Origin of the sequence: Alteromonas sp. K632G, from assembly GCF_017653625.1 — a bacterium.
Taxonomy (GTDB): domain Bacteria; phylum Pseudomonadota; class Gammaproteobacteria; order Enterobacterales; family Alteromonadaceae; genus Alteromonas; species Alteromonas naphthalenivorans.
In genome coordinates, this window is record NZ_JAGGDM010000001.1 from 30,805 (window position 1) to 55,922 (window position 25,118).

The window sequence follows — 25,118 nt, forward strand, 5'->3', positions numbered from 1 at the left end:
AATACCCCAGCACGAGCTGGGGTATTTTTTTGTCTTAAATTAAGCTCGCTAGTCCTTAATTATTGTCATCTTTTTTGAAAGGGACGTTATTGAAGGAGCATTATTGAAAGGGTGTTAGGAAAAGGCTTCAAGCAGACACAAAAAAGCTGCGTTAAGAGACCATAAAATATGGGCCTTAACACAGCTTTCAATTAGATAAGTAATAAGCGCTTATTTAATATAAGCGCGTGCTATTACTGACCTTTAATTTCAGAGCGACCTTTATAAGTTGCAGCATCACCTAGCGCTTCTTCAATGCGAAGAAGTTGGTTGTACTTAGCAACACGGTCTGAACGACATAGTGAACCAGTTTTGATTTGGCCAGCCGCAGTACCTACTGCTAAATCAGCAATAGTGGCGTCTTCTGTTTCGCCTGAACGGTGAGAGATAACAGCCGTGAAGCCTGCATCTTTCGCCATCTTAATTGCGTTCAAGGTTTCAGTTAGTGAACCAATTTGGTTGAACTTGATAAGGATTGAGTTACCAATACCGTTATCAATACCACGCTTAAGAATCTTGGTGTTAGTTACAAATAAGTCGTCGCCAACAAGTTGTACTTTTTCGCCAATTTTATTGGTCAAACTTGCCCAACCGTCCCAATCACTCTCGTCTAGACCATCTTCAATAGACACAATAGGGTACTTGTCAGAAAGGTCAGCTAGGTAATCACCAAAGGCTTCAGAATCGAAGCTCTTGTCTTCACCAGACAATACGTATTGACCATCTTTGTAGAATTCAGATGCCGCACAATCGAGTGCTAGCGTAATATCTTCATTCATTTTGTAGCCAGCGTTTTCTACTGCTTCAACGATAACCGCTAGCGCTTCAGCGTTAGAGCTAAGGTTTGGTGCGAAACCACCTTCGTCACCAACAGCCGTGTTTAGGCCTTTAGCAGAAAGTACTTTCTTCAGTGAATGGAAAATTTCAGCACCCATGCGAAGGGCTTCTTTGAAGCTCTTTGCGCCTACTGGCTGTACCATGAATTCTTGAATGTCTACGTTGTTGTCAGCGTGCTCACCACCATTGATGATATTCATCATAGGTACTGGCATCGAGTATTGACCAGGAGTGCCGTTAAGATCTGCAATGTGCTCGTAAAGGGCAACGCCTTTCTCTAAGGCCGCTGCTTTAGCTACTGCTAGCGATACCGCTAGAATGGCATTTGCACCATGAGTTTCTTTATTTTCTGTTCCGTCTAGGTCAATCATGATAGCGTCAATATCAGCTTGTGCTAGTGCGTCTTTACCTAAAAGCGCAGGGGCAATTTCATCGTTAATAGCGGCTACGGCTTTCATTACGCCTTTACCTAAATAACGAGACTTGTCACCGTCACGAAGTTCTAATGCTTCGCGGCTACCTGTTGAAGCACCAGATGGAGCAGCAGCACGGCCCATAACGCCTGATTCTAAGTACACATCGGCTTCAACGGTAGGATTACCGCGTGAGTCCAAAATTTCGCGACCAATAATGCGACTAATTTTCGCCATGTTTTTTCCTTAACAATTGTTTGGAAACACAAACGGGAGCAAGTGTTCCCTTATTAGAAATTAATGATTCTCTTTTTGATACTGTCCAGCAGCAGCGACAAACCCTTTAAATAATGGGTGTCCATCACGAGGGGTTGACGTAAATTCAGGGTGGAATTGACCCGCGATAAACCAAGGATGGTCAGGTATTTCGATAACTTCTACAAGTCGTTTATCAGTGGACAAACCACTTACCTTTAACCCTGCGGCTTCAATTTGTTCACGAAGGTTGTTGTTAACTTCGTAACGATGACGGTGGCGCTCGTAAATTTCAGCACTGCCATACATTTCATGCACCTTAGTGCCCTCAATTAAGTGGCAAAGCTGACTGCCTAAGCGCATAGTGCCGCCGAGGTCTGAGTTTTCACTACGTATTTCTGTGGTACCTGCTTCATCAAGCCATTCTGTAATTAAACCAACAACCGGATACGGTGTCTCTGGATCAAATTCAGAACTATTGGCATCTTCCATACCGGCTACATTACGCGCAAACTCGATAAGGGCTACTTGCATACCAAGACAAATACCTAAGTAAGGCACTTTGTTTTCACGGGCATAACGGGCTGCCGCAATTTTGCCTTCGATACCGCGCTCACCAAAACCACCAGGCACTAATATAGCATCTAGTTTTTCTAAAATTTGTGCGCCTTTACTTTCAACGTCTTGAGAGTCGATATAGTGGATATTTACGGTTAAACGGTTCTTCAACCCAGCATGTTTAAGCGCTTCATTAACTGACTTATAAGCATCTGGCAATTCAACGTATTTACCAATCATACCGATGTTAACTTCAGCAGTAGGGTTAGACTCTGCATAAAGCACTTGTTCCCATTCAGATAGGTCGGCTTCTTTACAGTCTAAACCAAAGCGGTCTACCACAAGTTGATCCATACCTTGCGCTTTAAGGGCAGCTGGAATGCGGTAGATGCTGTCTACATCTTTAAGCGAAATTACCGATTTATCGTTTACGTTAGTAAATAACGCAATTTTAGAACGCTCGGTAGAAGGAAGCGCGCCTACAGAGCGGCACACTAGAATATCTGGTTGTATACCAATAGAACGGAGTTCTTTCACCGAATGCTGTGTTGGTTTCGTTTTTACTTCGCCTGAAGCTGGCATATAAGGCACTAAGGTTAAGTGCATGTACATCGCTTTTTCGCGGCCTAGTTCGGTGCCTAGTTGACGAATTGCTTCTAAGAAAGGTTGTGATTCGATGTCACCTACCGTTCCACCAATTTCAACAATAGCCACATCGTGGCCTTCAGCGCCTTCAACCACACGGCGCTTAATTTCGTTGGTAATGTGTGGAATAACCTGAATAGTGGCGCCTAAGTAGTCACCTCGACGTTCACGTTTTAGTACTTCTTCGTATACCCGTCCGGTAGTGAAGTTGTTACGCTTGGTCATACGGGTGCGAATGAAACGCTCGTAGTGACCAAGGTCAAGATCGGTTTCTGCGCCATCATCGGTAACAAATACTTCGCCATGTTGAATAGGGCTCATGGTGCCTGGGTCGACATTAATATACGGGTCGAGTTTTAACATGGTGACGGTGAGCCCGCGAGCTTCAAGAATTGCGGCTAACGACGCAGCGGCAATACCTTTACCTAGCGATGAAACTACACCACCGGTGACGAAAATATAATTTGTCATGCGAAACCTAGAACGTTGAGTTGTATTGGGTAAATATGAGTGTAGTTTAGGAACTAAACTACCCATACTTTGGACGGGTTAATAGTATACGCAAGTTAGTGTGAGCAAACAATCTGTTTGCCCACACAATCGCTTCTTTTACCTATTTGAGCGTGGCTTTCGCCGCAAGCGCTGTTTTTTATGACTGACTTAAACGCTTGAGCGTGTAAATAAGGTCTAGTGCTTGGCGTGGTGAAAGTTCATCTGGGGATAAATTTTCCAACGCTTCTACAACCGGATGGGGTTTATCTGGGAACAACAGTTGTGACTGAGATTGTAAGGAACCATGCGCCGTTGACGCTGCTTTTTTGTTGGCGCGTCTATCGTGCTGCTTGCCAGTTTCATCCCCAATGTTAGATGATTTATCAGTTTTAATATCAGCACTGGATTCAGTTTCAGAAATAAGATGCGCGTTTTCCAAAATAGCGAGTTTTTGCTGCGCCGCTTTAATAACCGGCTTAGGTACACCTGCAAGTTGTGCAACCTGTAAACCAAAGCTTTTACTCGCCGCGCCATTTTGTACGCTATGCATAAACCGGATGGTGTCGTCGTGCTCTACCGCATCCAAATGTACATTAACTACACTTTTCTCGGTATCAGGTAACTCGGTAAGCTCAAAATAGTGAGTCGCAAATAAGGTGTAAGCATTCAGCTTTTGGGCGAGGTAGCTGGCGCACGCCCATGCGAGAGATAAGCCATCGTAAGTACTGGTGCCGCGGCCAATCTCATCCATTAAAACTAACGAATGCTCGGTGGCATTGTGCAGAATGTTGGCGGTTTCCGTCATCTCTACCATGAAGGTTGAGCGACCAGATGCTAAATCGTCAGAAGCGCCAATACGAGTAAATATTCTATCAATTTTACCAATATGGGCGTTTTGTGCGGGCACATAGCTGCCAATATACGCTAATAGTGCAATTAACGCGGTTTGGCGCATGTAGGTTGATTTACCGCCCATGTTAGGGCCGGTAATAATAAGCATGCGCTGGCTATCGTTGAGTGTTAATGGGTTAGCAATGAACGGGTCTTTCATAACCTGTTCCACCACAGGATGCCGACCTTCTTCGTAGGTCAGCGCGCTTTCCATACTTAACCTTGGGCGATACCAATCCAGACTTAACGCGCGCTCGGCAAAACAGCATAATACGTCGAGTTTAGCCAGTGCTGCGGCCGTTTCAATTAGCGCATTTAGGCTTGGCGCGACTTCATCGAAAAGTGCTTCATAAAGCTGTTTTTCGAGGGCTAGCGCACGACCTTGACTGGTAAGTACTTTATCTTCGTGCTCTTTAAGCTCTGGGGTGATAAAGCGTTCAGTATTCTTAAGCGTTTGCCTGCGAATATATTCGGCGGGCGCTTTGTCGCTATTGGCACGACTAATCTCGATAAAGAAACCATGAACCCGGTTGTAGCCTACTTTTAGGGTTGAAATGCCTGTGCGTTCACGTTCGCGTTGCTCCATGGCGTCAAGATAATCAGTAGCACCTTGAGACAATTTTCGAAGCTCATCTAATTCGCTATTAAAGCCTTCAGCAATAACCCCGCCATCGCGAATAACCACAGGCGGGTTATCGATAATCGCGTTATTTAATAAAGCTTGTAGCTCTGGGTAAGTACTGACGGCCTGTTTTAATTCATTTAGCTGTGCAACGTTATACGCCCCCAACGCTTCTTGAAGGTCGGGCAGGGTATTCAACGCGTTTTTAAGTCTAGCGAAATCCCTGGGCCTTGCTGAACGTAATGCCAAACGTGCCATTATGCGTTCAATATCGCCAATCGTTTTTAAATGACCGCGAATAGCATCTGGCTCATTGTCGATAAGTGCTTCAATGGCATCTTGACGGTTATGTAATTCGTGTTGATCGGTAATAGGCGAGTGAATATAGCGTTGTAGTAACCGGCTACCCATGGCGGTAGTGGTCGTATCCATCACGCTAAACAGGGTACTTTCAATGCCGCCGGCTAAATTGTGGGTAAGCTCTAGATTTCTGCGGGTAGCTGCATCTAATTGTACGCGGCTGTCTTGCTGTTCTTTTTGAATACGGCGAATATGGGGAAGGGCTGTACGCTGGGTATCTTTCACATATTGAAGCACACAACCGGCGGCGCCAATGCCTTTGGTTAAATCTGATACCCCAAACCCCGCCAGTTCTTTCGTTTGAAACTGAGCGGTTAATTGTTCGGTGGCGGTATCGATATCGAATTCCCACTCGGGCCGCCGACGCAAGCCTTTACGCTGTTCAATCAAGGGTAAGCTTTCAAAGCCTTCAGGATAGAGTAGTTCAGCAGGATTAATTCGTTGTAGTTCACCTAACAAGGCATCGTCAGTGTCGCACTCGACCACTACAAACCGGCCACTGGTTACATCTAATGTAGCCACGCCGTAATGCATACTGTGGCCGCAAACTGCCGCTAGTACATTATCGCGGCGTTCTTCTAATAAGGCTTCATCGGTAACCGTACCTGGGGTAACAATACGCTGGACTTGGCGTTCGACAGGACCTTTACTTGTAGCTGGATCGCCAACTTGTTCGCAAATCGCCACTGACTCGCCCATTTTCACCAACCGGGCTAAATAGCTTTCAACCGCGTGGTAAGGAACGCCAGCCATAGGAATAGGATCGCCACCAGATTTGCCCCGTGCGGTTAACGATATATCAAGCAGTTCTGCGGCTTTCTTGGCATCATCGAAAAACAACTCGTAAAAGTCGCCCATACGGTAAAACATAAGAATGTTAGGGTGCTGCGCCTTTATCGTTAAATACTGGCGCATCATAGGAGTGTGTGATTCCAAAAAATGCCTCGTGCTTTTTATTGCTGCTACTTGCGATAACTCAATTTGTTATATTAACAGAAGAATTATTAACAGAAGAGTGATTAAAAGAGCAGGAGTGCTAAAATAATCACTTTTCGTATTTGCTGTGTATTATTGATACGAGTATGGAATTTTCAACCATTTCCTGAACTCATTAGTTAAATGATAGCTCTCACCAATAAGTACATCGGCACAGCCTAATGCTTCAAATTAATGCTTTAACGGCCGAAGCTGATAATAGCGCTGATAGCGATAAAGGACATTCATGGTATCTGACAATATAACAGAGATGGTGACGGCGCTGGGTAATGCGCTTCGCCGTAAAGGCTGGACGGTTTCAAGCGCAGAGTCTTGCACCGGGGGCGGCGTTGCGTTCGCCTTTACCAGTATTGCTGGGAGTTCGGATTGGTTTAATCAAAGTTGGGTGACGTATTCAAACGACGCAAAAATACGTGAATTAGCTGTAAAGCCAGAAACTCTAAATGCACATGGCGCGGTGTCAATGCAGACCGTTGAAGAGATGGCGGCGGGCGTTAAGCACAAGAGCGACGCGAATGTCGTGGTAACCGTAAGCGGTATTGCAGGCCCAGGTGGCGGCAGCGAAGAAAAGCCTGTGGGTACTGTTTGGTTTGGGTTTATCTGTGGTGCTAAGTCAGAAACGATTAAGCAGGTTTTTGCTGGAGACCGAGAGACTGTTCGTCTGCATGCAATAGAATTTGCGATTACCCATCTATTGGCGATGTTGGCTGATTGAACAGACGGTCATCTAAGATGCTGCCAATAAGAACCCATTAAGCAAAATAAAATGAAAACTCAGGTTGAAACTGTATGCTTGTACAGTATAGAATGCACGCAACACTTGGTAAGGTGTCGGTAAGCAAATGTTGATGCAATGAATGCTAGCTGTATAGATGAATAATACTGTTAGTAAAGATAGCTAGTATAAATAGCAAAGGCAGCTTCAACAAAGACATCACCAACTAAAGAATTTAACCGCTAATCCTAGAGGATATTGACGTGGACAGTAATAGATCTAAAGCTTTAAGTGCCGCACTTGGGCAAATTGAAAAGCAGTTCGGTAAAGGCGCTATTATGCGTTTAGGCGACAACCAAGCGATGGACATTGAGGCTATCTCTACTGGTTCACTCACCATTGATATCGCTTTGGGCATAGGCGGTTTGCCATGTGGTCGTGTGGTAGAAATTTACGGACCTGAAGCCTCGGGTAAAACGACACTTACCTTGCAGGTAATTGCAGAGGCTCAAAAGAATGGTAAAACCTGTGCCTTCGTAGATGCTGAGCACGCACTTGATCCAATTTACGCGTCGAAGCTAGGTGTAAACATCGATGAGCTTTTAGTTTCTCAGCCTGATACGGGTGAACAAGCGCTTGAAATTTGTGACATGCTGGTTCGTTCTGGCGGTGTTGATGTCGTTATTGTTGACTCGGTTGCTGCCCTTACGCCAAAAGCGGAAATTGAAGGCGACATGGGTGACTCACACGTTGGTTTGCAAGCGCGATTAATGTCGCAAGCATTGCGTAAACTTACCGGTAATATCAAGCGTTCAAATACCTTGTGTATCTTCATTAACCAAATTCGTATGAAAATTGGTGTAATGTTCGGTAGCCCAGAAACAACAACCGGTGGTAACGCACTTAAGTTCTACTCTTCAGTACGTTTAGATATCCGCCGTATCGGTGCGGTCAAAGAAGGCGATGAGGTAGTAGGTAACGAAACTCGCGTTAAAGTAGTGAAAAACAAAGTAGCACCGCCATTTAAGCAAGCTGAATTCATGATTCGCTACGGCGAAGGTATAAGTAAAGAAGCTGAGCTTATCGACTTAGGTGTTAAGCAGAAATTGGTTGATAAGGCCGGTGCTTGGTACAGCTACAAAGGTGATCGTATCGGTCAGGGTAAAGCGAACGTAATGAAGTTCCTAAAAGAAAACCCAGCTATTGCCGATGAGATTGAAAAACAAATTCGCGCTGAGCTACTTTTACCTAAGACAGTGAAAGTAGAAGAAGCACCTGCTGCAGAAGATGATCAGCAGTAGCTACTAAACTGACTATAAAATAGCGCATTTGTGTTATTTAAAAGCCCACCAAATGGTGGGCTTTTTTGTGTTCAAAAAACATACTTTTTAACACTTTAATTCTATATCTTGGATTGAATTAAAATAAAAAAACAGTAAAGCTGTAATAAAAATAGAAAGGCAAAGACTAGTACTGTAAGCATTCGATTTAAATAATAAAAAAAGGGAAGGGATAATGATTGATATATCTAGTCTTGCTAAACGCTTTGAGGTGGAGAACCCCAAAAAGCTAAGTGAGCAAGAGAAAAAGGATCCACGATTAAAAGGGCGCTACTTTCAATCAGTGAAAGATGTATCGTTTTCATGTGGTCAAGGAGAAGTGCTTGGTTTGCTTGGCCCTAACGGAGCAGGAAAAACCACTACATTACGCATGCTTTCAACCGCACTTAAGCCAGATAGCGGCACCGTGGTAATTGATGGTGAAGACGTGCTAGCCAACCCAATAATTGCGCGTAAAAAAATAGGTTTTCTGTCTAGCTCAACTGGTTTATATGGCAGGCTGACTGGGCGAGAAAATATTGCTTATTTTGGCGAATTACACGGCATTACTAAAGCGATAATTTCTGCACGTATTGAAGAAATGGCTGACTTACTCGACATGCAGAGCTTTTTAGACAGACGGGCAGAAAACTTCTCATCTGGTATGAAACAAAAAACAGCCATTGCCCGCGCTGTTATTCATGAACCTTCCTTAGTTGTGCTTGATGAGCCTACTACAGGCTTAGATATTATGGCCACCTCAACAGTGATGGACTTTATTCAGCGCCTTAAAGATAAAGGAACGCCAGTTATCTTTTCTACCCATCATTTGGATGAAGTTCAAATGCTTTGCGACCGTGTAACGGTGATTAATCAAGGCGAAAGTGTATTTAATGATTCCCTTGCTGCTTTTAGTGCGCTATCTGACGGACAAATGCATAAAAGCTTTTTGCACACTTTAAAAATGAATACAGCGGAGGTGGGGCAATGTGGTTAATTTTTAAAAAAGAATTCAAAGAGTTATTGCGCGACCGTAAAACTATTATTTTTATGATTGTGTTGCCTTTACTGCTTTTCCCATTAATTTTCGGTGTCGCCATGTTTTTCATGAATTCCGCCGCTGAAAAGGCCGAAAACGTTGTATTGAAATATGCCATTGTGGGCGAGCAATATGCGCCAGACATGTCGCAACAATTCGCTAATGAAACTGACAAATTTACGATGGTGGATATCCAAGGTGAAGCTGACTATGCCAAGCTCATTAAAGATGAAACACTAGACTTCGTTTTAGTTATCCCAGAAACCTTTAACAACGAGGTGCTCACTTCTGGTCAGCATAAGCTGCAATTGTATTTAAATGACGCAGGCTTAAATAAAGTGTTAGGAAGAGTGTCTGAAATTGTCGATGTTTACACTGATGAATTTCAAAAAACGGCCTTTGCTAATTTAGGACTGAATGAGTCACAGCAGCAAGCGTTACTCGCGCCTATTGTCATTGAAAAAGAAAACATAGCGGATGATCGTGAAGTATGGGGTGAACGCTTGGGCGGGTTATTACCTTATTTCATTTTCATTTTATGCCTACAAGGTGCTATGGCACCAGCATCAGACTTAGGTGCGGGTGAAAAAGAGCGGGGTACGCTAGAGACACTATTAATATCGCCGATGGAGCGTTATAAACTGGTTTTGGGAAAATTCTTTACCATCGGTGTCGCGGGTCTAATTACAGCACTTATCACCGTATCTTCCATGGCCATATGGGGCATAGTTTTGTCTCAAGGGTTGGCAATTGAATTTGTAGCAGAGGTGATGGCGATGATTGGCATCATTGATTTTGTGCTTATCTTTTTAATGCTAATTCCGGTAGTGGCAATATTTGCCGCGGTCTTATTGTCTCTTTCTATTTATGCTCGATCATTTAAAGAAGCCCAAAGTTATATGGGGGCACTTGTTATGGTAGTAGTTTTCCCTGTGTTAATTGCAATGATGCCGGGTGTTAAATTAGAAGGTGGTTGGATTTGGGTGCCACTCACCAATGTAGCATTAGCGATGAAAGAGTTATTCAAAGGCACTATGGATTATTTTGCCTTGTTCGGCATATTTACTTCTACAGTCGCCATCGCCGCCGCACTCATTGCATTTTGTGTGTACTGGTTTAATAAAGAGAAAGTACTATTTAGATAGTAGGGTAAATCAACCCAACATAACTTAAGATGAAAAGCAGCGACTTTGATAATTTCAAAGTCGCTTTTTATACCTCATAATTTATATGCTTAACCACACCTTCCCAGCCAGGCGGTATTTTTCCTTGTAGTACATAGGAATATGCTAGCAGTTCGGCGATAACAAAATACAACGATTCGGGTATATCTTGCCCTAAATCTAAGGTGCTAAGCACTTCGCTAAGATAGGGGTCTTCATGAATAAGAATGCCAGACTCTTCAGCCATGGCGATAATCGCTTCTGCAAGATCTCCGTAGCCTTTTGCGACAACTTTTGGGGCTGTTTTTTTATCGCCACCATCATACTTAAGCCCAATCGCACGCTTTGCTTTCTCACTCATACTCGTGTCTCAAAAATTTGATGTGGGCGTTTATTTAGTGTGTCAGGAATATGACCCCGCTGAAAACTCATTTTCTCGACATTCAGCCCTAAATCAGCCAATCGTCGTTCTAAATACGGCAAGGTATCAGCAACACGAGTCAGTACGGTTTCGTTGGAAGTATAGAGGTCGATGGTAATGGTATCGGTGTCTATCTTGGATTTAGCGAGGAGTTGGCCCGCATCACCGATATCTAGCTTCATTGTGACATACCATAAACGTTTCTCGCCATCTTTGTCTTCTTTTCCGTGTTGTCGATCTGGCTCTCTTTGCACTAAAAGTTCAGCCGGTGCGTAATGTTGAGATACAGAAGGTAATGCATAGAAAAAACTATCTTGCCCCTGAACCCGGTTTTCGGCTTGAGCCACTTTGCTGTGTTGATGGTTCGCTAATAAGGTTTTTAAATTAGCCAGTAAGTTTGTGCGACTATCAAGATTGGCAACATCTTGCGCAACGCGGCTAGAGGGGGCAGAACCAGAGGTATTCGTTATTGTTTTACTTATAATGCTATCAGGTGAATCAATTTGTACTTTGAGAGATGGCTGTCTCGATAGTGCTCTACCCGCTAAAGACAGTTGTAACAATGCCACTAAACCTTGTACAAAATTAGAGGCGGCAATGGGGGACGTCAATGATAACGGCGTTACCGCGATAGCGGGAGCGTTAAGTAAACCATAAATGCGCGACGCTATAGATGAATCGGTATTATTTTGAGTCGCCTGCATGCTCTGTTGGTTGTTTGGCGTTGAGGTTTTTGCCTCTACATTATTTTTCTCTATATCCTGTGAACCAGTAACTTGATTTGCAGTTTTATCGTTTGTAGTGGGCGTATTTGAAGCTGCCCCAGTGTGATTACCTAGCGTATCTTTACCTTGAGTGGCAGTACCTTGAGTAGCAGTACCCTGAGAGCCTGTACCTTGAGAGGTATTGCTCTGTATAACATTACCGCGAATGCTGTTCCCCGAGCCACCGAGCAAAGCTATTAGCTGAGAAATGCCTTTTCGTAAACTGTTATCCGCGTTACCTGTATTAACATCCCCAGCGCCCGTTTTTAAACCAACAGTATTGTCATTTGTAAAAGCGTTAGTCTCTTGGCTCGAGTTAGGTGAAGCAGGTGTGGTAGTTGCATTCGATACCTGCGGTGCTATTAATGGTCTAGCACTGGGCAATGCGTTGCTGTTTATGCCTGTAATTTGCTTTGCTATTTGACTTAATACGGCAGTGGTTTTATCGCTGCCTTCTGCAGTCCCGCTAAGTATTGATGTCAATTGTGTTAGCGCTTGTTGAGTGGACCCCGTCTGACTAAGTAATGCTCGAGATAAAGTAACAATAGCCTTGTGAACATCGGTCCCTTGTATCGAAGCACCTTTGCTATCTACCGCAGTTGAGAATTCTGGTGACAACGTAATTGATGACGAATTTGAAGCATGATTAGCACTGTCTGTTTTTGCTCGTTGAGCTACATTTTCACTACCATTTGCCGAAGTTTTTCCTGTAGTCTCAGTCAAAGCGGAACTATTTCCAGCCGTTTTTTCAACCATAGCTCCCACAGGTATAGCTGAAGCACTAAGTTTGGCGGCAAGCTGCTGTGAAGCTCTTGGAATGACAGTACCGCTATCGGATGTGGGGAACGTCAATACTGCCTGACTGGCAGCGGAATACGATGTTAACGTATTGCCCTTAAGGCTGAGCATAGATACTTGCTGCAAAGTATTTTGTGATTGAATATTAGGGAGTAGCTTAGCGATGGCATCAGGCACATTCCCGTTAACAGGGTTACCATGCCCGAAGGCGATACCTTGGGAACGCAATGCATTGGTGAGCACAGTCGTAATTTTGCTGTCGGTCACTGATAGAGGCGCGGCTTGTAACGTGGAAGCTGCTGATTGAGTACCTTGACTCGCTAAGTTTGCTTGTTTCGCTGACGTTACTGAAACAGTCAATTTACCAGTATCACCAGGCACTTGATTAAGTGAAAGTGAAACCAGCTTGCCATTGTTTTTGATATCGGCGCTCAATTGCGCTGCGGCGTCAGGCTTTAGTGATAAATTTAACGGCTGGCCATCTGCTAGCGTTAGACTCAGTTGATTACTCGTTAATTGCGTAACCGTTGCTTGCACGCTAACGCGCATGCTCTGTTGTGGTGTCGGCATAGAAGCCAGCATCGTCGCAAGAGAAAGTGAAAGGGTTTTAAGCTGCATCGCGGTAACTTGACTGGTACTCATGCCTGTTTCAGTGCTAATAAGGGCAGCTTGAGTTACTCCACCTTGGCTGAAAGAGGTTAATTGAGGGCGCTGTGGCGGCAATAAATCTGCGCTTTTCAACAGTGAAACCCGAGTTGCCGGTTGCCCTTGCGTTTGAATAGCAAGTATCTGTTCAGGCAATCGCGCCACAGTTACCTTTGCGGCGGTATCGAGCGCCGCAGCTTGGGATAAATTATTCAGCACTGATGCTGCCGACGATTTCGACCCTGAAGTACTTTGAGTTATATTTGAAAGCAGTGCGCTTAACTGTGATGTCATATGGAGCTTATCGGCCAGGTGAGCGACGAGTTTAATCCGTAATGGAAAGTATAGGTAATAAGCGGGGCATATCATCGCGTTTGTTGTTGAAGTAAATCATATTTAATCATAATTCGCGACTGCGAAAGAAACTTACTGTGATAAACTACGCCGGTTTTAAACAGTGAATAGTAAAGGAGCGTGCGTGTCCGGTTTATGTGCATCTGGACTAACTTGCATAAAACGCGATCGTGTTTTGTTTGACGACTTTTCGTTAAATCTTAATGCAGGGGAATTAGTATATTTGCGTGGGCCTAACGGTGCGGGCAAAACCAGCTTATTGCGTATTCTTACTGGCTTGAGTTCGCCTGAGCACGGTGACGTGATTTTCAATGGCGCGAACATCAGCAGCAACCCTTCATTATATTATCAAACTCTTATTTATTTAGGCCACAAAAGTGCATTAAATGGCGCTTTGTCTGCCATTGATAATTTGCGCTTTTGGTTAGCGCAACACGGTATTCAAAATAAGGATGTTACCCAAACATCCGATATCGAAAGCATTTATCAAGTGCTTGAACGCTTAGGGTTAGTTGGCCTTGAAGATGTGCCTGTCAGATTCTTATCCGCTGGACAACAACGTCGTGTTGCACTGAGTCGGCTGTGGCTCAAGAGTGCAACGGTATGGGTATTAGATGAACCTTTCACCGCACTTGATAGCGCAGGTGTAATATTACTTGAGCGTAAAATGAAACAGCATGTGGCAGACGGCGGCATGATTATTACTACTTCCCACCAAGCGCTGTCTCCTGAAGCGGGTACGCACCGCTGTGTTGATTTGGAGTACCGGTTTTGAATCCCTTACTACTCGGTATCTTCAAACGAGATATGCAGATTGCGTTTCAGCAAAAAGCTGAGTTGGTTCAACCCCTCATGTTTTTATTGATGGTGGTTACCCTATTCCCCTTGGGCGTGAGCCCTTCTCCAGAAACACTGCAACGTATTGGCCCAGGCGTTATTTGGATTGCGGCTATATTGTCATCCTTGTTAGGGATGGAACGGCTTTTTCGTGATGATTTTATTGATGGTTCTTTAGAACAATATACCTTAAGTGGCATGTCATTCCCGGCCGTTGCGACGGTTAAAGTACTGGCACATTGGCTGGTGAGTTTTGTGCCCTTATTGATTCTGTCGCCGTTGCTTGCGATGTTTTTAAACCTAAGCACGGATATGTTTATAGCATTAATGCTTACTTTGCTAATTGGCACACCTTTGCTGTCGCTAATTGGTGCTATTGCAGTGGGATTAACGGTAGGGCTAGCACGGGGCGGACTGCTTTTAGCATTGCTTTTAATCCCCGTTTTTATTCCGTTACTGATTTTTGCCACGTCTGCTGTAGATTCTGCCGCACTGCAATTACCTTATCATCCTCAACTTGCTATTATTGGCGCCATGCTGTTACTGGCTGCTGCCGCTGCGCCGTTTGCCATAGCTTATTCTTTGAAAGTGAGTCAAAACTGATGTGGAAGTGGTTACATCCTTACGCTAAAACAGAAAATGCTTACCAATTGTGCCTAACTTTGCAGCCTTGGTTGTGGCTTGGTACATTGTTATGCTTGGCCGTAGGCACAGTGTGGGGGCTAGCCTTTGCACCACAAGATTATCAACAAGGTGATTCGTTTCGCATTATCTACATTCATGTGCCTAGCGCAATGTTGTCTATGGGCACCTATGTGGCTATGGCGATTGCGGCCTTGGTAGGAATGGTATGGCAATGGCGAACGGCCTATATGAGCATGATAGCCATGGCGCCAGTGGGTGCCGTCATGACTTTTATTGCGTTATTTACCGGTGCAGCCTGGGGTAAACCTATGTGGGGCGCGTGGTGGGTATGGGATGCACGCCTAACCTCAGAACTTATTTTGTTGTTTTTGTATATCGGGGTTATTGCGCTTTATGGTGCCTTTGAAGATAAACAACAGGCGGGTAAAGCAGCAGGGGTGATGGCTTTAGTCGGCGTAGTAAATATTCCTATTATTCATTACTCCGTAGAATGGTGGAATACCTTGCATCAAGGGGCCACCATCAGCAAATTCGATCAGCCTTCTATTGCGCCTGAAATGTTGTGGCCGTTATTAATTAGTTTATTAGGTTTTGCATTTTTTATTGGGGCAGTGACTACGGTAAGGCTACGCAGCGAAATTGTGCGCCGTGAGATGCATCGCCCTTGGGTGCAAAAGTTAGCGCACGCAACAAGTGAGAATAGCTAATGCAGTTTGATTCATTCTCAGCATTTTTAGACATGGGAGGCTATGCCTTCTACGTTTGGTTATCTTTTGGTGTGACCTTTGGAGCAATGATACTGCTAGTAGTATTAAGCTTTCGGCAACATAAAGGGTTACTGAAGTCGGTTTTAAAAGAACAACAGCGTCAGGTGCGAATTAAAGAAGCGAGAGAAAAATCACACGCTTCATCAGCACAGTAAGTTGTAGTCAGTAGTTTTTAAAGTGAGATAGTGGCATGAACCCTAGAAGAAAGCAGCGTTTGGCGGTAGTGAGCATTGTTGGGCTGTTAATCGCCAGCGCAATTGGTTTAATGCTTTATGCATTAAACGACAGTATCGATTTATTTTATACACCAAGTGAAATTATTGAAGGTAAGCAAGGGCAAATGCCACATGTTGGTCAACGTCTTCGTATTGGCGGTATGGTCGTACCGGGTAGTGTGAGCCGAGACAGCAAAAGCCTAGCGGTGTCCTTTGATTTAATAGATACGGGGCCCACCGTTACGGTGACCTACACGGGGATACTGCCTGACTTGTTTCGTGAAGGCCAAGGGATCGTGGCTACCGGTGTGCTTACTTCGGCAACAGAAATTACTGCGCAAGAAGTTCTTGCTAAGCATGATGAAGAATACATGCCACCAGAGCTGGCAGAAAAAATGAAGGGCATTAAGCATGAAAAACCTGCCAATATGCCCGTCACCGATGCTTCATCTTCTTATCAGTATGAAGCAAGTCCAGAAGTAGCGTCAGAAACAGCATCAATGACGGTATCAGAGCCAAGTTCAAAGCCAAGTTTAAAGTCTAAACCAGGAGGCCAGTAACCATGGTGCCTGAGATTGGGAACATTGCATTAACACTCGCCCTAGTATTATCTATTTTGCTTGCAGTTTACCCGCTTTGGGGGGCTCATCGTCAACACGACACGCTAATGGCTACCGCAAAGCCCTTGGCGATTGGATTGTTTGTTTTTACCCTAATCGCGTATTTGTGCTTAACCTATGCCTTTGTTACCGATGATTTCAGTGTTGAGTATGTGGCGCAGCATTCCAACAGCCAGCTTCCACTTGTCTATAAAATTACTGCAGTTTGGGGCGGCCACGAAGGTTCGTTTTTGCTGTGGGTTTTAATGCTGTCAATTTGGACGGTAGCAGTCGCCATATTTAGCCGAGGTATTCCTCTTACCATGGTTGCAAGGGTGCTATCGGTGCTAGGTATGGTTGGTATTGGCTTTTATTTGTTTATGCTGCTTACCTCAAATCCCTTCAATAGTATGTTGCCGTTTTTCCCTGTCGATGGCCGAGATTTAAACCCGCTTCTGCAAGATTTTGGCATGATCATTCACCCACCAATGTTATACATGGGGTATGTAGGCTTCTCAGTGGCGTTCGCTTTTGCTATTTCTGCATTGATTTCAGGTCAACTCGATTCCACATGGGCGCGTTGGGCTCGTCCGTGGGTTATTGCTGCCTGGGCGTTTCTTACTGTGGGTATCGCCCTTGGTAGCTGGTGGGCTTACTACGAACTTGGCTGGGGGGGCTGGTGGTTCTGGGATCCCGTAGAAAACGCATCCTTTATGCCTTGGTTGGTGGGAACCGCCTTGATGCACTCTTTGGCGGTAACGGAAAAACGAAAAGCCTTTAAGTCGTGGACGGTATTACTCGCTATTGCTGCGTTTTCGTTAAGCTTGTTGGGAACCTTCTTAGTTCGCTCAGGAGTGATTGTTTCCGTTCACTCTTTCGCAAGCGACCCAACCCGTGGTCTATTTATACTCGGTATTCTTATCGTGTTGAGTGGCTTTGGCTTGTTACTATATGCCATGCGCGCTTCGGCTTTAAAGAGCCCCGGTCGATACCAAGCGTTTTCTCGTGAAGTATTGCTCATGGGTAATAATGTATTTTTGTGTGCCGCTACGTTAGTGGTGTTACTTGGTACCTTATTGCCACTGGTTCATAAAGAACTAGGGCTAGGCAGTATTTCAGTGGGGGCGCCATTTTTTAATCAAATGTTTACCCTGTTGATTGTGCCGTTTGTGTTGTTCTTAGGCCTTGGCCCTTTAACTCGCTGGAAACACCAGACTGCAGGTGCACTCAAAAATCAGTTGCTTGTCGCTGGTGGAATTGCAATAAGTGCAGCGCTTTTGGTCAATTTTAGTTACGACACGGCACAGTATATGGGTGTACTGGGCATGATACTCGTGTTTTGGATTTTGGTTACTACCGTGCAAGAAGTGTTTCAGCGCGTTAACGCTAACCCAAGTAATACCAGTACATTTACAAAACTACGCAAGCTTACGCCAAGTCATTGGGGCATGGTATTAGGCCATATCGGGTTTGCCATCAGTATTATCGGCATTACTTTAGTGTCTAACTATGAGTTAGAGCGGGATGTGCGAATGGAAGTGGGAGAAACTGTAGAGCTTGGCGGTTATGCTTTTACTTTTACCGATGTTAAGCCATTCCAAGGCCCTAATTACACCGCTGATGTGGGTGTATTTGATGTGAACAAGGCGGATGAATTTGTTGTACATTTAGAACCAGAAAAGCGTATGTATACAGTTCAGCGTATGCCAATGACAGAAGCAGCAATTCATTCTACGGTATCGCGGGATTTATTTATTGCCATGGGCGAGCCCCTTGATGATGGCGCTTGGGCAGTTCGTATTTACATAAAACCGTTTGTAGCATGGTTATGGGCGGGCGCGGTTGTCATGGCGATTGGCGGTATATTCTCGATCAGCGATAAACGCTATCGCATGACCAAAGTGAAAAAAGTGACGAAAGCTATTAACCGCGTGACAGGAAAGGCACAGCCCCTAGAAGCGGATACGAAAAATACAAGTGATGCTGGCAGTCAGGAGGTCACACAATGAAAAAGGCGCCTTTAGTTGTCATTCCATTGGTGCTGTTCTCGATGCTGGTGATTTTCTTGTTCCAAGGGTTGTTTTCAGACCCACGAGAGCTAGATTCACAAGTTAAAGGCAAGCCACTGCCTGAATTTACATTACCCGATTTAATGCAACCCGATACCACCTACACCCCAGATTCACTGAAAGGTGAGGTGACTATTGTGAATGTATGGGGAGTGTGGTGCGTAACCTGTGCGGTAGAAATGCCGTATTTAACCCAGCTTAAAAATGAGCTAGGAGTAAAGTTTGTAGGTTTATACTTTGACCAAGATCTTGACCCTGACTTTGGGACAAAAACACTCACCCGAGTGCAACAAGAAGTTACTAGTATGCTAAGGCGTTACGGTAACCCTTATGCATTTAATATTTTTGATGTATATCGCGATACGTCTCTAGATTTAGGGGTTACTGGCGCCCCAGAACACTTTGTACTGGATGCTAACGGGGTTATTCGCATGCATCATATTGGTGATATCAACGAACGTGTATGGCAAAACAAAGTGGGGCCGCTTTATCAACAGTTAGTGGCCGAGGCCGATGGTAAAAAGGAAGCAGAAAGCACTAAGAGAGTCGGCGAATGAAACGTTTACTATTCGTTATCACTTTATTTATCGCTTTTTCTGCTTGTAGCGCTGAAGATAACTTTGCGTTTGATACGCCTGCGCAACGTGCTCAGTTTTTGAGTTTAACCGCCGAACTACGTTGCCCTATGTGCCAGAACCAGAATATTGCCGACAGTGATGCCATGATTGCCCACGATATGCGCCGTAAAGTTTATGCGTTGTTGAAAGAAGGCAAGTCTGAGCAGGAAGTTATTGATTTTATGAAAGCCCGTTACGGGGATTTTGTGCATTACCAACCACCGGTAACCATTGCCACCATGTGGCTGTGGGCTGCACCTGTGTTGTTTGTCGTTTTCGCGCTTTTTTTTGTAGTACGCCGGAAGTCTTCGACAGCTCCGCAGGATATCAAAGCCAAACTGGCTAAGGCAGATGCATTGCTTGAGCAGGAAAAAGAATGAGTTGGACTGAGTTTTATATTGTTGTTTCAGGGTTAATTACCTTAGTACTTATGCTGTTGGCATTCCCTTGGCTTCGTAGAAAAAATCACGCTAAAGCGGATAACCTAAGCAACACGCAAATTGTAAAGCAGCGATTGCAAGAGCTTGAAAGAGAAGTGCAAGAAGGCTTAATCACCGAGCACGATATGCGAGTGGCTGTTGATGAACTAAAAGTCGCATTGGTTGATGAAAGTAGTTTTGAATCAACACGTACTGGCACGGCAGGTCTTCCTTTACTTATTGGTGGTCTAGTCGCCGTCGTTGCGGGTGTAGTGGTATACGCTTCGGTGAATCAATTTAGCCAAGTGCAGCGTGCCTCTGATGCTATTGCAGCGTTACCAGAGTTAAGCGCACAATTAGCCAGTGGCAATGGAAGTGATTTAGGGCCCGAAGACGTGGCTAATTTGGCATTGGCCATTCGTCAACGCCTACGAGAAGCCCCTGAAGATGATACGGGCTGGCTATATTTGGGGCGGCTTATGTTAAGCCTAGGCCAAGAAGTGCAGGCCATTGAAGCCATAGATAAGGCTGTTGCGTTAAAACCTGGAAATACGTCTCACCAAATTACGCTAGCCCAAGCTTTGATGACTACGGGTGATGTGAATAACCTCAATCGCGCACAAGGTGTGCTTAAGGGGTTATTACGCAGTACGCCAGAAAATGATAATTTAGCGCTAATGATGGCGGTGGTTTCTGCGCAGCTAGGCGATTTAGAAAACCTAACCCGTTATTACGGGCAAGTTAAAGATAAGCTACCTGCGGGTAACGATATTGGTCAGCGACTTGCCATGCGAGAGCAAGAACTTCAAGCGCAAGACGGGCAAGTGCTTGTACTAGATAATAGTCCCATAGATGAATCATCTGGTACGCAAGCGCCCGCGATTGAAAAGACGACTAGTACGAAAACAGGTTTTAATATTACCGTTAATGTATCTGATGAAGCCCGTTCAGCGTTACCGCAATCCGGCTTTCTTATTGTGTTTGCGCAAGATGCTAACTCAGAAAACAGAATGCCGGCGGCCGTGGTTAAGATCCCGTTACAAGATTTTCCTGTCACTATTGCATTAGATACGGATAATGCAATGATGCCGCAATACACATTAGACTCACTCAGCAAAGTTACGCTTACCGCTCGAGTATCTGCTGATGGCGATGTATCTGTATCGCCTGGGGAATGGGAAGGTAGTCAAGTTACCGAGGTGGCACCTCAAAACGTGAAAGACATCAACGTGATGATAGAGAAGGAATTATTGTGATTAAATTTTCAAAATGGGTCTCGGTAAGTGCGCTTTTATTAGCGAGTTTGTTAGGCGGGTGCGCAAGTCAGCAAGTGTCTCAACAAGTTGAACAAAATAGTACATCCGTTCAAGATACCAGTGATCCTAGAGATCCCCTAGAGCCTGTGAACCGCGTGATGTGGGATTTCAACTGGGAAGTATTAGATGCCTATTTACTGCGACCCATTACAGTAGGGTATGTCACGGTTATGCCTCATTTTGCACGTGTTGGATTGTTTAATGCTGCAGAAAACCTTCAAGAACCAGCAAACTTTATGAATAATATGTTTCAAGGCAAGGTAGACGACGGTTTAGATAGCCTTGCTCGTTTTGTGCTTAATTCGACCGTTGGCCTATTCGGTACTATTGATGTTGCTAACCATATAGGTATAACTAAAAAAGAAGAAGAGTTTGGTGAAACCATGGGAACATGGGGTGTAGGAACGGGGCCATTCTTAATGTTACCCGCGCTTGGCCCAAATGACCCACGCAGTTTTTCCGGTAACGTTGTAGACGGCATGGTATATCCTATGGCGATTATCGATGGGCAGTTTGCTATTGCACGTTATTTGGTTTCGTTGTTGGAAGGGCGAGCTTCATTAATTGACCAAGAGCAACAACTTGAACAGTCAGTCGATGACTATGCATTTGTAAAAAATGCGTACTTCGAAAACCTCGCATTTAAAGTTACCGATGGCAAAAGTGGTGATAAGGCATTAGATGAAGAGCAGCTTGATGATTTTGCTGAGTTCGAAGCCATGCTGGAGTATGAAGAAACGGATGTTGAAGATAACACTTCGACAGATGAGCCAGAAGAAGATGGCCCTCAAGGAAACGAGCTTTAACGAGAAGTTGCCCTAAGGGGAAAATAGCCCCTGAAGCTAAAAGGTAATTAGCCCTAACGTAGCTTTTAACTTACACAAAGAATAAAGCCCCTTAACGAAATGCCGTTAAGGGGCTTTTTTAGGTTCAGTATTCGGTGCTTGCACACTTCACTTCACGGAAGCAGCAGCATAATGTCACTAGCCTTTAGGATATCCTTGAGGGTTTTGTGATTGCCAATTCCATGTGTCTGCACACATGGCCTCTAAGCCTTTCTCAGCGTGCCAATTAAGTTCAGTAGCTGCCTTAGTCGGGTCTGCGTAACATGCCGCTACATCGCCTCCACGGCGCGGTGCTATAGCATAAGGGATTGTTTTACCCGATGCCTTTTCAAACGCTTTGATCATATCTAACACTGAGTAACCTTGACCAGTTCCCAAGTTATATTTATCAAGGCCCATATTCAAAGCAATTCTATCAATCGCTTTCAAGTGCCCATTAGCCAAGTCTTCTACGTGAATATAATCACGTACACCAGTACCATCATGGGTATCGTAATCGTCACCAAATACGCTGAGTTTTTCTAATTTTCCCGTAGCGACTTGTGAAATATAAGGCATGAGGTTGTTTGGAATACCGTTTGGATCTTCACCAATGCTGCCTGATGCGTGTGCGCCTACTGGGTTAAAGTAACGAAGTAGCACAATGTTCCATTCGCTGTCTGACACAAACAAATCAGCCAACACATGCTCTACCATTAACTTAGACATACCGTAAGGGTTGGTTGGGTGTCCCGTGGCCATGTCTTCGCGTAAAGGAAGGGCTGCAGGATCGCCATATACTGTAGCAGAAGAGCTAAACACAATATTCTTAACGTTGTGCTTTTGCATTGATTTACACAGGGTAAGCGTGCCATACACATTGTTTTCATAGTAAGACAGGGGCTGCTGAACCGATTCTCCTACGGCTTTTAGGCCCGCAAAGTGAATAACCGCATAAATCGTATGCTCGCTAAATATACCATCAAGCACAGCAGTGTCGCGAATATCACCTTGAACGAAAGTGACGGATTTTCCTGAGATAGCCTCAACACGTCTCAGTGACTCTGCACTCGAGTTCGCCAAGTTGTCCAAGACAACAACGCTGTAATCTTGTTCGAGTAGTTGAAGTACAGTATGACTTCCAATGTATCCTGCGCCACCGGTAACCAAGATGGTTTTCATGCATGCTCCTTGTCTGAATTAGGTGCCAAATGTTTAGCACAGATAGAATGTTGTATAGGCTTAACTAAAAGCGGGTACAGCAAAAATACGAGTCCCGCCCACAACAGTGATGTCCAGTTCGATGCGGTTTGTAATATAAGCACAAAAGCGGGTATGAAAACCAGTAGCTTGAGCACGTTCATGAGTGTTTTTTCTGGAACGGTCATTCGTGAAGCTGCTCTGTCTAAACGCTTAACGCGTTCAGTAAGAGGGAGACCTTTTAGCTGAGGAATATTTCGGGTGGAAAAATAAAATTTCATAGCGTACTCAAATAAAAACCGCCGACACATATTGTGTAACGGCGGTTATTGTAGGTGATTGCAGGAAAGGTTCAAACCGTAATTGGTCTAATGAGCTCTTTTCAACAAAAATTTAATCACCTGTTCCTATCTTTATTAATCAACTTAGGCTTGCGACTCAACGCCAGCTTTTTCCCAAAAACGTGATTTGAGACTCAGCAGTGCGATAACAATACCGATAGCAATACTAAACAACGCGATTTGTAGGTAAAGGTTAGGCATTTCGGCTACATTTTCAGGATCGAAATTACCTGACAATAGGCCGGCAATAATGTTACCGATAGAGTAGGTTAGAACGAAAACCCCCATCATTTGACCAGCAAAACGCTTGGGCGATAGTTTACTTACCGCACTCAGTGCAACGGGGCTTAAACATAACTCACCAACAGTATGTAAGAAGTAAGTAGTGACCAACCACATAGGGGCTACTTTTAAACCTTGAGCAGCGTACTGAGAGGCCATAAACATTACCAAGAAGCCTGTTGCCATAATCACAAGACCAATTGCACACTTAAGGGTATACGAAGGGTCAATCATACGCTTAGCAAGGTTAATCCAAAGCGCAGCGAAGAAAGGCGAAAGGATAATAATAAATAGCGAGTTAGAAAGCTGGAACCATACGGTTGGAATGGTAGAAAGCCCGAACCATGACGTGAAAATTGAACCAGCAGATAAAGCTCTGTCGGTATAGTTTTGAGCGAACAAGTTTAAAGATGAACCGGCTTGCTCAAAGCCTGACCAGAAACAAGCCGAGGCAATACAAACTAAAAATAATGCCCACATGCGTCTTTTTTCATTGTCGCTTAATGCGCCTTTGAAATAGATAAAACCAAAATAAGCAAAAAATACGACAGTGAAAAATACAGCCACTTGCTGAGCGAGTGCAAGAGGGTCAATAACAATTGTCCCCATGTGAGCAAGAACAATAACAACGACAGCTAACGCTACGGTTGTAATAACGGCTGTCCACGCGGTTTTCTTAGCGCTGCCTGTGTAAGGATTAGTTGGAGCCGTTGAGTCTGACGCTAGCGACGAGTTGGTGAAGTAATATTGAATAAGACCAATAGCCATACCAATCGCTGCCGCACCAAAGGCATAGTCCCAGCCCCAGTTTTCTTGTAGGTAACCTGTTACCAAATAGGCAATAAGAGAGCCGATGTTGATACCCATATAATAAAGGGCATAACCACTGTCCCTGCGAGCATCATCATCGCCATACTGCTGCCCTACCATGGCCGAAATATTGGGTTTTAATAGGCCAGTCCCAGTTGCTACAAGGATTAAACCTACAAAAAATAAGTTCTGTAAGTCGATAGCAAGTACCACATGGCCTAAGAAGATGATAATACCACCGTACCACACGGCTTTTTTACCACCGATGAGACGGTCAGATAACCAACCTCCTGGTAAACCTAAAAAGTAAACTGCGCCGGTATAAAGGCCGTAAATTGCCCCTGCGGTGGCTACCGTAAAACCAAGCCCTTGAGTTTGTAGGCTGGCTGTCATAAATAAAACAAGAAGGGCACGCATACCGTAATAACTCATGCGTTCCCACATTTCTGTGAAAAACAGCGTTCGAAGGCCCCCTGGATGGCCGAAAAAGCTGGTGTCGTTAGATTTTTTTATAGTCACGTTATCATTCCATATTAATTATGGTTGTTATAGTAGAGTGCTTAATGCATACACTCTTTTGATATAGGTCCAATAAAGGATAAGCCGTTATACTAAAGCTCGAGTGAAGACACAAGATTTGGGCGATAAACTCTACTTTTAAGCCTGTCAAAAGCACGTTTTGTTTGAAAATTGAGCGTTGCCGCTTGGGTTGCTCTTTATGCTTTTCGCGGGCTGGCGCTAAAAATATGAGGGAATAGCTTACTGCCTGTCGTTTACTTGAAAATTTGTATCGCACTCTTTTTTACGACGAATGTATTACTACGAATGCTATTAAGAATATAGCAGCGAAG

The 25,118-nt window shown here is 44.4% G+C and carries 21 protein-coding genes and 1 pseudogene; 14 read left to right on the plus strand and 8 right to left on the minus strand.

The window, feature by feature from the left end:
* Nucleotides 1–233: 233 nt before the first annotated feature.
* The 3 genes from eno to mutS form a co-directional block, all read right to left on the minus strand.
* Nucleotides 234–1,526 (minus strand): phosphopyruvate hydratase, encoded by a 1,293-nt coding sequence (gene eno, locus J5X92_RS00145; protein WP_013785244.1) that lies wholly within the window; start codon nt 1,524–1,526, stop codon nt 234–236.
* A gap of 60 nt (nt 1,527–1,586) precedes the next feature.
* Entirely contained in the window at nt 1,587–3,218 is a 1,632-nt protein-coding gene (locus J5X92_RS00150) for a CTP synthase (protein WP_208804159.1), read from the minus strand.
* Nucleotides 3,219–3,396: 178 nt separating this feature from the next.
* Nucleotides 3,397–6,030, minus strand: a complete 2,634-nt coding sequence (gene mutS, locus J5X92_RS00155) for a DNA mismatch repair protein MutS (RefSeq protein WP_208804513.1) — start codon at nt 6,028–6,030, stop codon at nt 3,397–3,399.
* 304 nt (nt 6,031–6,334) lie between these two features.
* Here mutS and J5X92_RS00160 point away from each other — a divergent pair, with 304 nt between their 5' ends.
* From J5X92_RS00160 to J5X92_RS00175, 4 genes are all read left to right on the plus strand, one after another.
* Nucleotides 6,335–6,823 (plus strand): CinA family protein, encoded by a 489-nt coding sequence (locus J5X92_RS00160; RefSeq protein ID WP_126872050.1) that lies wholly within the window; start codon nt 6,335–6,337, stop codon nt 6,821–6,823.
* Nucleotides 6,824–7,086: 263 nt separating this feature from the next.
* A complete protein-coding gene (gene recA, locus J5X92_RS00165) occupies nt 7,087–8,124 on the plus strand; it encodes a recombinase RecA (protein ID WP_013785240.1) in 1,038 nt (345 codons plus the stop codon).
* 214 nt (nt 8,125–8,338) lie between these two features.
* Nucleotides 8,339–9,139, plus strand: a complete 801-nt coding sequence (locus J5X92_RS00170; RefSeq protein ID WP_126872049.1) for an ATP-binding cassette domain-containing protein — start codon at nt 8,339–8,341, stop codon at nt 9,137–9,139.
* Nucleotides 9,130–10,326, plus strand: a complete 1,197-nt coding sequence (locus J5X92_RS00175; RefSeq protein WP_126872048.1) for an ABC transporter permease — start codon at nt 9,130–9,132, stop codon at nt 10,324–10,326. The genes J5X92_RS00170 and J5X92_RS00175 overlap by 10 nt, the downstream gene beginning before the upstream one ends.
* Before the next feature lie 67 nt (nt 10,327–10,393).
* Here the strand turns inward: J5X92_RS00175 and J5X92_RS00180 are convergent, their stop codons facing one another.
* Entirely contained in the window at nt 10,394–10,705 is a 312-nt protein-coding gene (locus J5X92_RS00180) for an EscU/YscU/HrcU family type III secretion system export apparatus switch protein (RefSeq protein ID WP_013785237.1), read from the minus strand.
* Nucleotides 10,702–13,266 carry a flagellar hook-length control protein FliK gene (locus J5X92_RS00185; protein ID WP_208804161.1) on the minus strand — a complete coding sequence of 855 codons (2,565 nt, stop codon included), beginning with the start codon at nt 13,264–13,266 and terminating at the stop codon, nt 10,702–10,704. The genes J5X92_RS00180 and J5X92_RS00185 overlap by 4 nt, the downstream gene beginning before the upstream one ends.
* Nucleotides 13,267–13,450: 184 nt before the next feature.
* Here J5X92_RS00185 and ccmA point away from each other — a divergent pair, with 184 nt between their 5' ends.
* From ccmA to J5X92_RS00235, 10 genes and pseudogenes are all read left to right on the plus strand, one after another.
* Nucleotides 13,451–14,101: a cytochrome c biogenesis heme-transporting ATPase CcmA gene (gene ccmA / locus J5X92_RS00190; RefSeq protein ID WP_126872046.1), complete on the plus strand. Its 651-nt coding sequence runs from the start codon at nt 13,451–13,453 to the stop codon at nt 14,099–14,101.
* On the plus strand, nt 14,098–14,766 hold the full coding sequence (gene ccmB / locus J5X92_RS00195) for a heme exporter protein CcmB (RefSeq protein ID WP_126872045.1): 669 nt from the start codon (nt 14,098–14,100) through the stop codon (nt 14,764–14,766). Before ccmA ends, ccmB begins: the two co-directional genes overlap by 4 nt.
* The gene (locus J5X92_RS00200) at nt 14,766–15,515 is read left to right on the plus strand and encodes a heme ABC transporter permease (protein ID WP_126872044.1); all 750 of its coding nucleotides are present in this window, start codon (nt 14,766–14,768) and stop codon (nt 15,513–15,515) included. The genes ccmB and J5X92_RS00200 overlap by 1 nt, the downstream gene beginning before the upstream one ends.
* Nucleotides 15,515–15,730, plus strand: coding sequence for a heme exporter protein CcmD (gene ccmD, locus J5X92_RS00205; protein WP_013785232.1), 216 nt, complete (start codon nt 15,515–15,517; stop codon nt 15,728–15,730). The genes J5X92_RS00200 and ccmD overlap by 1 nt, the downstream gene beginning before the upstream one ends.
* Nucleotides 15,731–15,765: 35 nt before the next feature.
* Nucleotides 15,766–16,212 (plus strand): annotated as a pseudogene (gene ccmE, locus J5X92_RS00210) (cytochrome c maturation protein CcmE); the annotation flags it as partial.
* Between the two features lie 140 nt (nt 16,213–16,352).
* Nucleotides 16,353–18,398: a heme lyase CcmF/NrfE family subunit gene (locus tag J5X92_RS00215; RefSeq protein WP_208804163.1), complete on the plus strand. Its 2,046-nt coding sequence runs from the start codon at nt 16,353–16,355 to the stop codon at nt 18,396–18,398.
* Nucleotides 18,395–19,015, plus strand: a complete 621-nt coding sequence (locus J5X92_RS00220) for a redoxin family protein (RefSeq protein ID WP_013785229.1) — start codon at nt 18,395–18,397, stop codon at nt 19,013–19,015. The genes J5X92_RS00215 and J5X92_RS00220 overlap by 4 nt, the downstream gene beginning before the upstream one ends.
* Nucleotides 19,012–19,455: a cytochrome c-type biogenesis protein gene (locus tag J5X92_RS00225; RefSeq protein ID WP_013785228.1), complete on the plus strand. Its 444-nt coding sequence runs from the start codon at nt 19,012–19,014 to the stop codon at nt 19,453–19,455. The genes J5X92_RS00220 and J5X92_RS00225 overlap by 4 nt, the downstream gene beginning before the upstream one ends.
* Nucleotides 19,452–20,750 carry a c-type cytochrome biogenesis protein CcmI gene (ccmI, locus tag J5X92_RS00230; protein ID WP_013785227.1) on the plus strand — a complete coding sequence of 433 codons (1,299 nt, stop codon included), beginning with the start codon at nt 19,452–19,454 and terminating at the stop codon, nt 20,748–20,750. The genes J5X92_RS00225 and ccmI overlap by 4 nt, the downstream gene beginning before the upstream one ends.
* Nucleotides 20,750–21,616 (plus strand): VacJ family lipoprotein, encoded by an 867-nt coding sequence (locus J5X92_RS00235; RefSeq protein WP_260563428.1) that lies wholly within the window; start codon nt 20,750–20,752, stop codon nt 21,614–21,616. The genes ccmI and J5X92_RS00235 overlap by 1 nt, the downstream gene beginning before the upstream one ends.
* A gap of 177 nt (nt 21,617–21,793) precedes the next feature.
* On the opposite strand, the gene galE is transcribed toward J5X92_RS00235, so the two are convergent.
* From galE to J5X92_RS00250, 3 genes are all read right to left on the minus strand, one after another.
* The gene (galE, locus tag J5X92_RS00240) at nt 21,794–22,816 is read right to left on the minus strand and encodes a UDP-glucose 4-epimerase GalE (protein WP_126872039.1); all 1,023 of its coding nucleotides are present in this window, start codon (nt 22,814–22,816) and stop codon (nt 21,794–21,796) included.
* Nucleotides 22,813–23,115: a DUF6170 family protein gene (locus tag J5X92_RS00245; protein WP_041452577.1), complete on the minus strand. Its 303-nt coding sequence runs from the start codon at nt 23,113–23,115 to the stop codon at nt 22,813–22,815. Before J5X92_RS00245 ends, galE begins: the two co-directional genes overlap by 4 nt.
* A 144-nt stretch (nt 23,116–23,259) precedes the next feature.
* Complete coding sequence (locus J5X92_RS00250) at nt 23,260–24,780, minus strand: peptide MFS transporter (protein WP_041453010.1); 1,521 nt, start codon at nt 24,778–24,780, stop codon at nt 23,260–23,262.
* Nucleotides 24,781–25,118: the final 338 nt, after the last annotated feature.

Coding starts and splice junctions, on each gene's coding strand:
- J5X92_RS00185 (WP_208804161.1), bottom strand. CDS start 13,266: ATGACATCACAGTTAAGCGCACTGCTTTCAAATATAACTCAAAGTACT.
- J5X92_RS00170 (WP_126872049.1), top strand. CDS start 8,339: ATGATTGATATATCTAGTCTTGCTAAACGCTTTGAGGTGGAGAACCCC.
- J5X92_RS00225 (WP_013785228.1), top strand. CDS start 19,012: ATGAAACGTTTACTATTCGTTATCACTTTATTTATCGCTTTTTCTGCT.
- ccmD (WP_013785232.1), top strand. CDS start 15,515: ATGCAGTTTGATTCATTCTCAGCATTTTTAGACATGGGAGGCTATGCC.
- J5X92_RS00150 (WP_208804159.1), bottom strand. CDS start 3,218: ATGACAAATTATATTTTCGTCACCGGTGGTGTAGTTTCATCGCTAGGT.
- mutS (WP_208804513.1), bottom strand. CDS start 6,030: ATGATGCGCCAGTATTTAACGATAAAGGCGCAGCACCCTAACATTCTT.
- J5X92_RS00220 (WP_013785229.1), top strand. CDS start 18,395: ATGAAAAAGGCGCCTTTAGTTGTCATTCCATTGGTGCTGTTCTCGATG.
- galE (WP_126872039.1), bottom strand. CDS start 22,816: ATGAAAACCATCTTGGTTACCGGTGGCGCAGGATACATTGGAAGTCAT.
- J5X92_RS00245 (WP_041452577.1), bottom strand. CDS start 23,115: ATGAAATTTTATTTTTCCACCCGAAATATTCCTCAGCTAAAAGGTCTC.
- J5X92_RS00160 (WP_126872050.1), top strand. CDS start 6,335: ATGGTATCTGACAATATAACAGAGATGGTGACGGCGCTGGGTAATGCG.
- J5X92_RS00175 (WP_126872048.1), top strand. CDS start 9,130: ATGTGGTTAATTTTTAAAAAAGAATTCAAAGAGTTATTGCGCGACCGT.
- eno (WP_013785244.1), bottom strand. CDS start 1,526: ATGGCGAAAATTAGTCGCATTATTGGTCGCGAAATTTTGGACTCACGC.
- ccmI (WP_013785227.1), top strand. CDS start 19,452: ATGAGTTGGACTGAGTTTTATATTGTTGTTTCAGGGTTAATTACCTTA.
- J5X92_RS00215 (WP_208804163.1), top strand. CDS start 16,353: ATGGTGCCTGAGATTGGGAACATTGCATTAACACTCGCCCTAGTATTA.
- J5X92_RS00200 (WP_126872044.1), top strand. CDS start 14,766: ATGTGGAAGTGGTTACATCCTTACGCTAAAACAGAAAATGCTTACCAA.
- J5X92_RS00180 (WP_013785237.1), bottom strand. CDS start 10,705: ATGAGTGAGAAAGCAAAGCGTGCGATTGGGCTTAAGTATGATGGTGGC.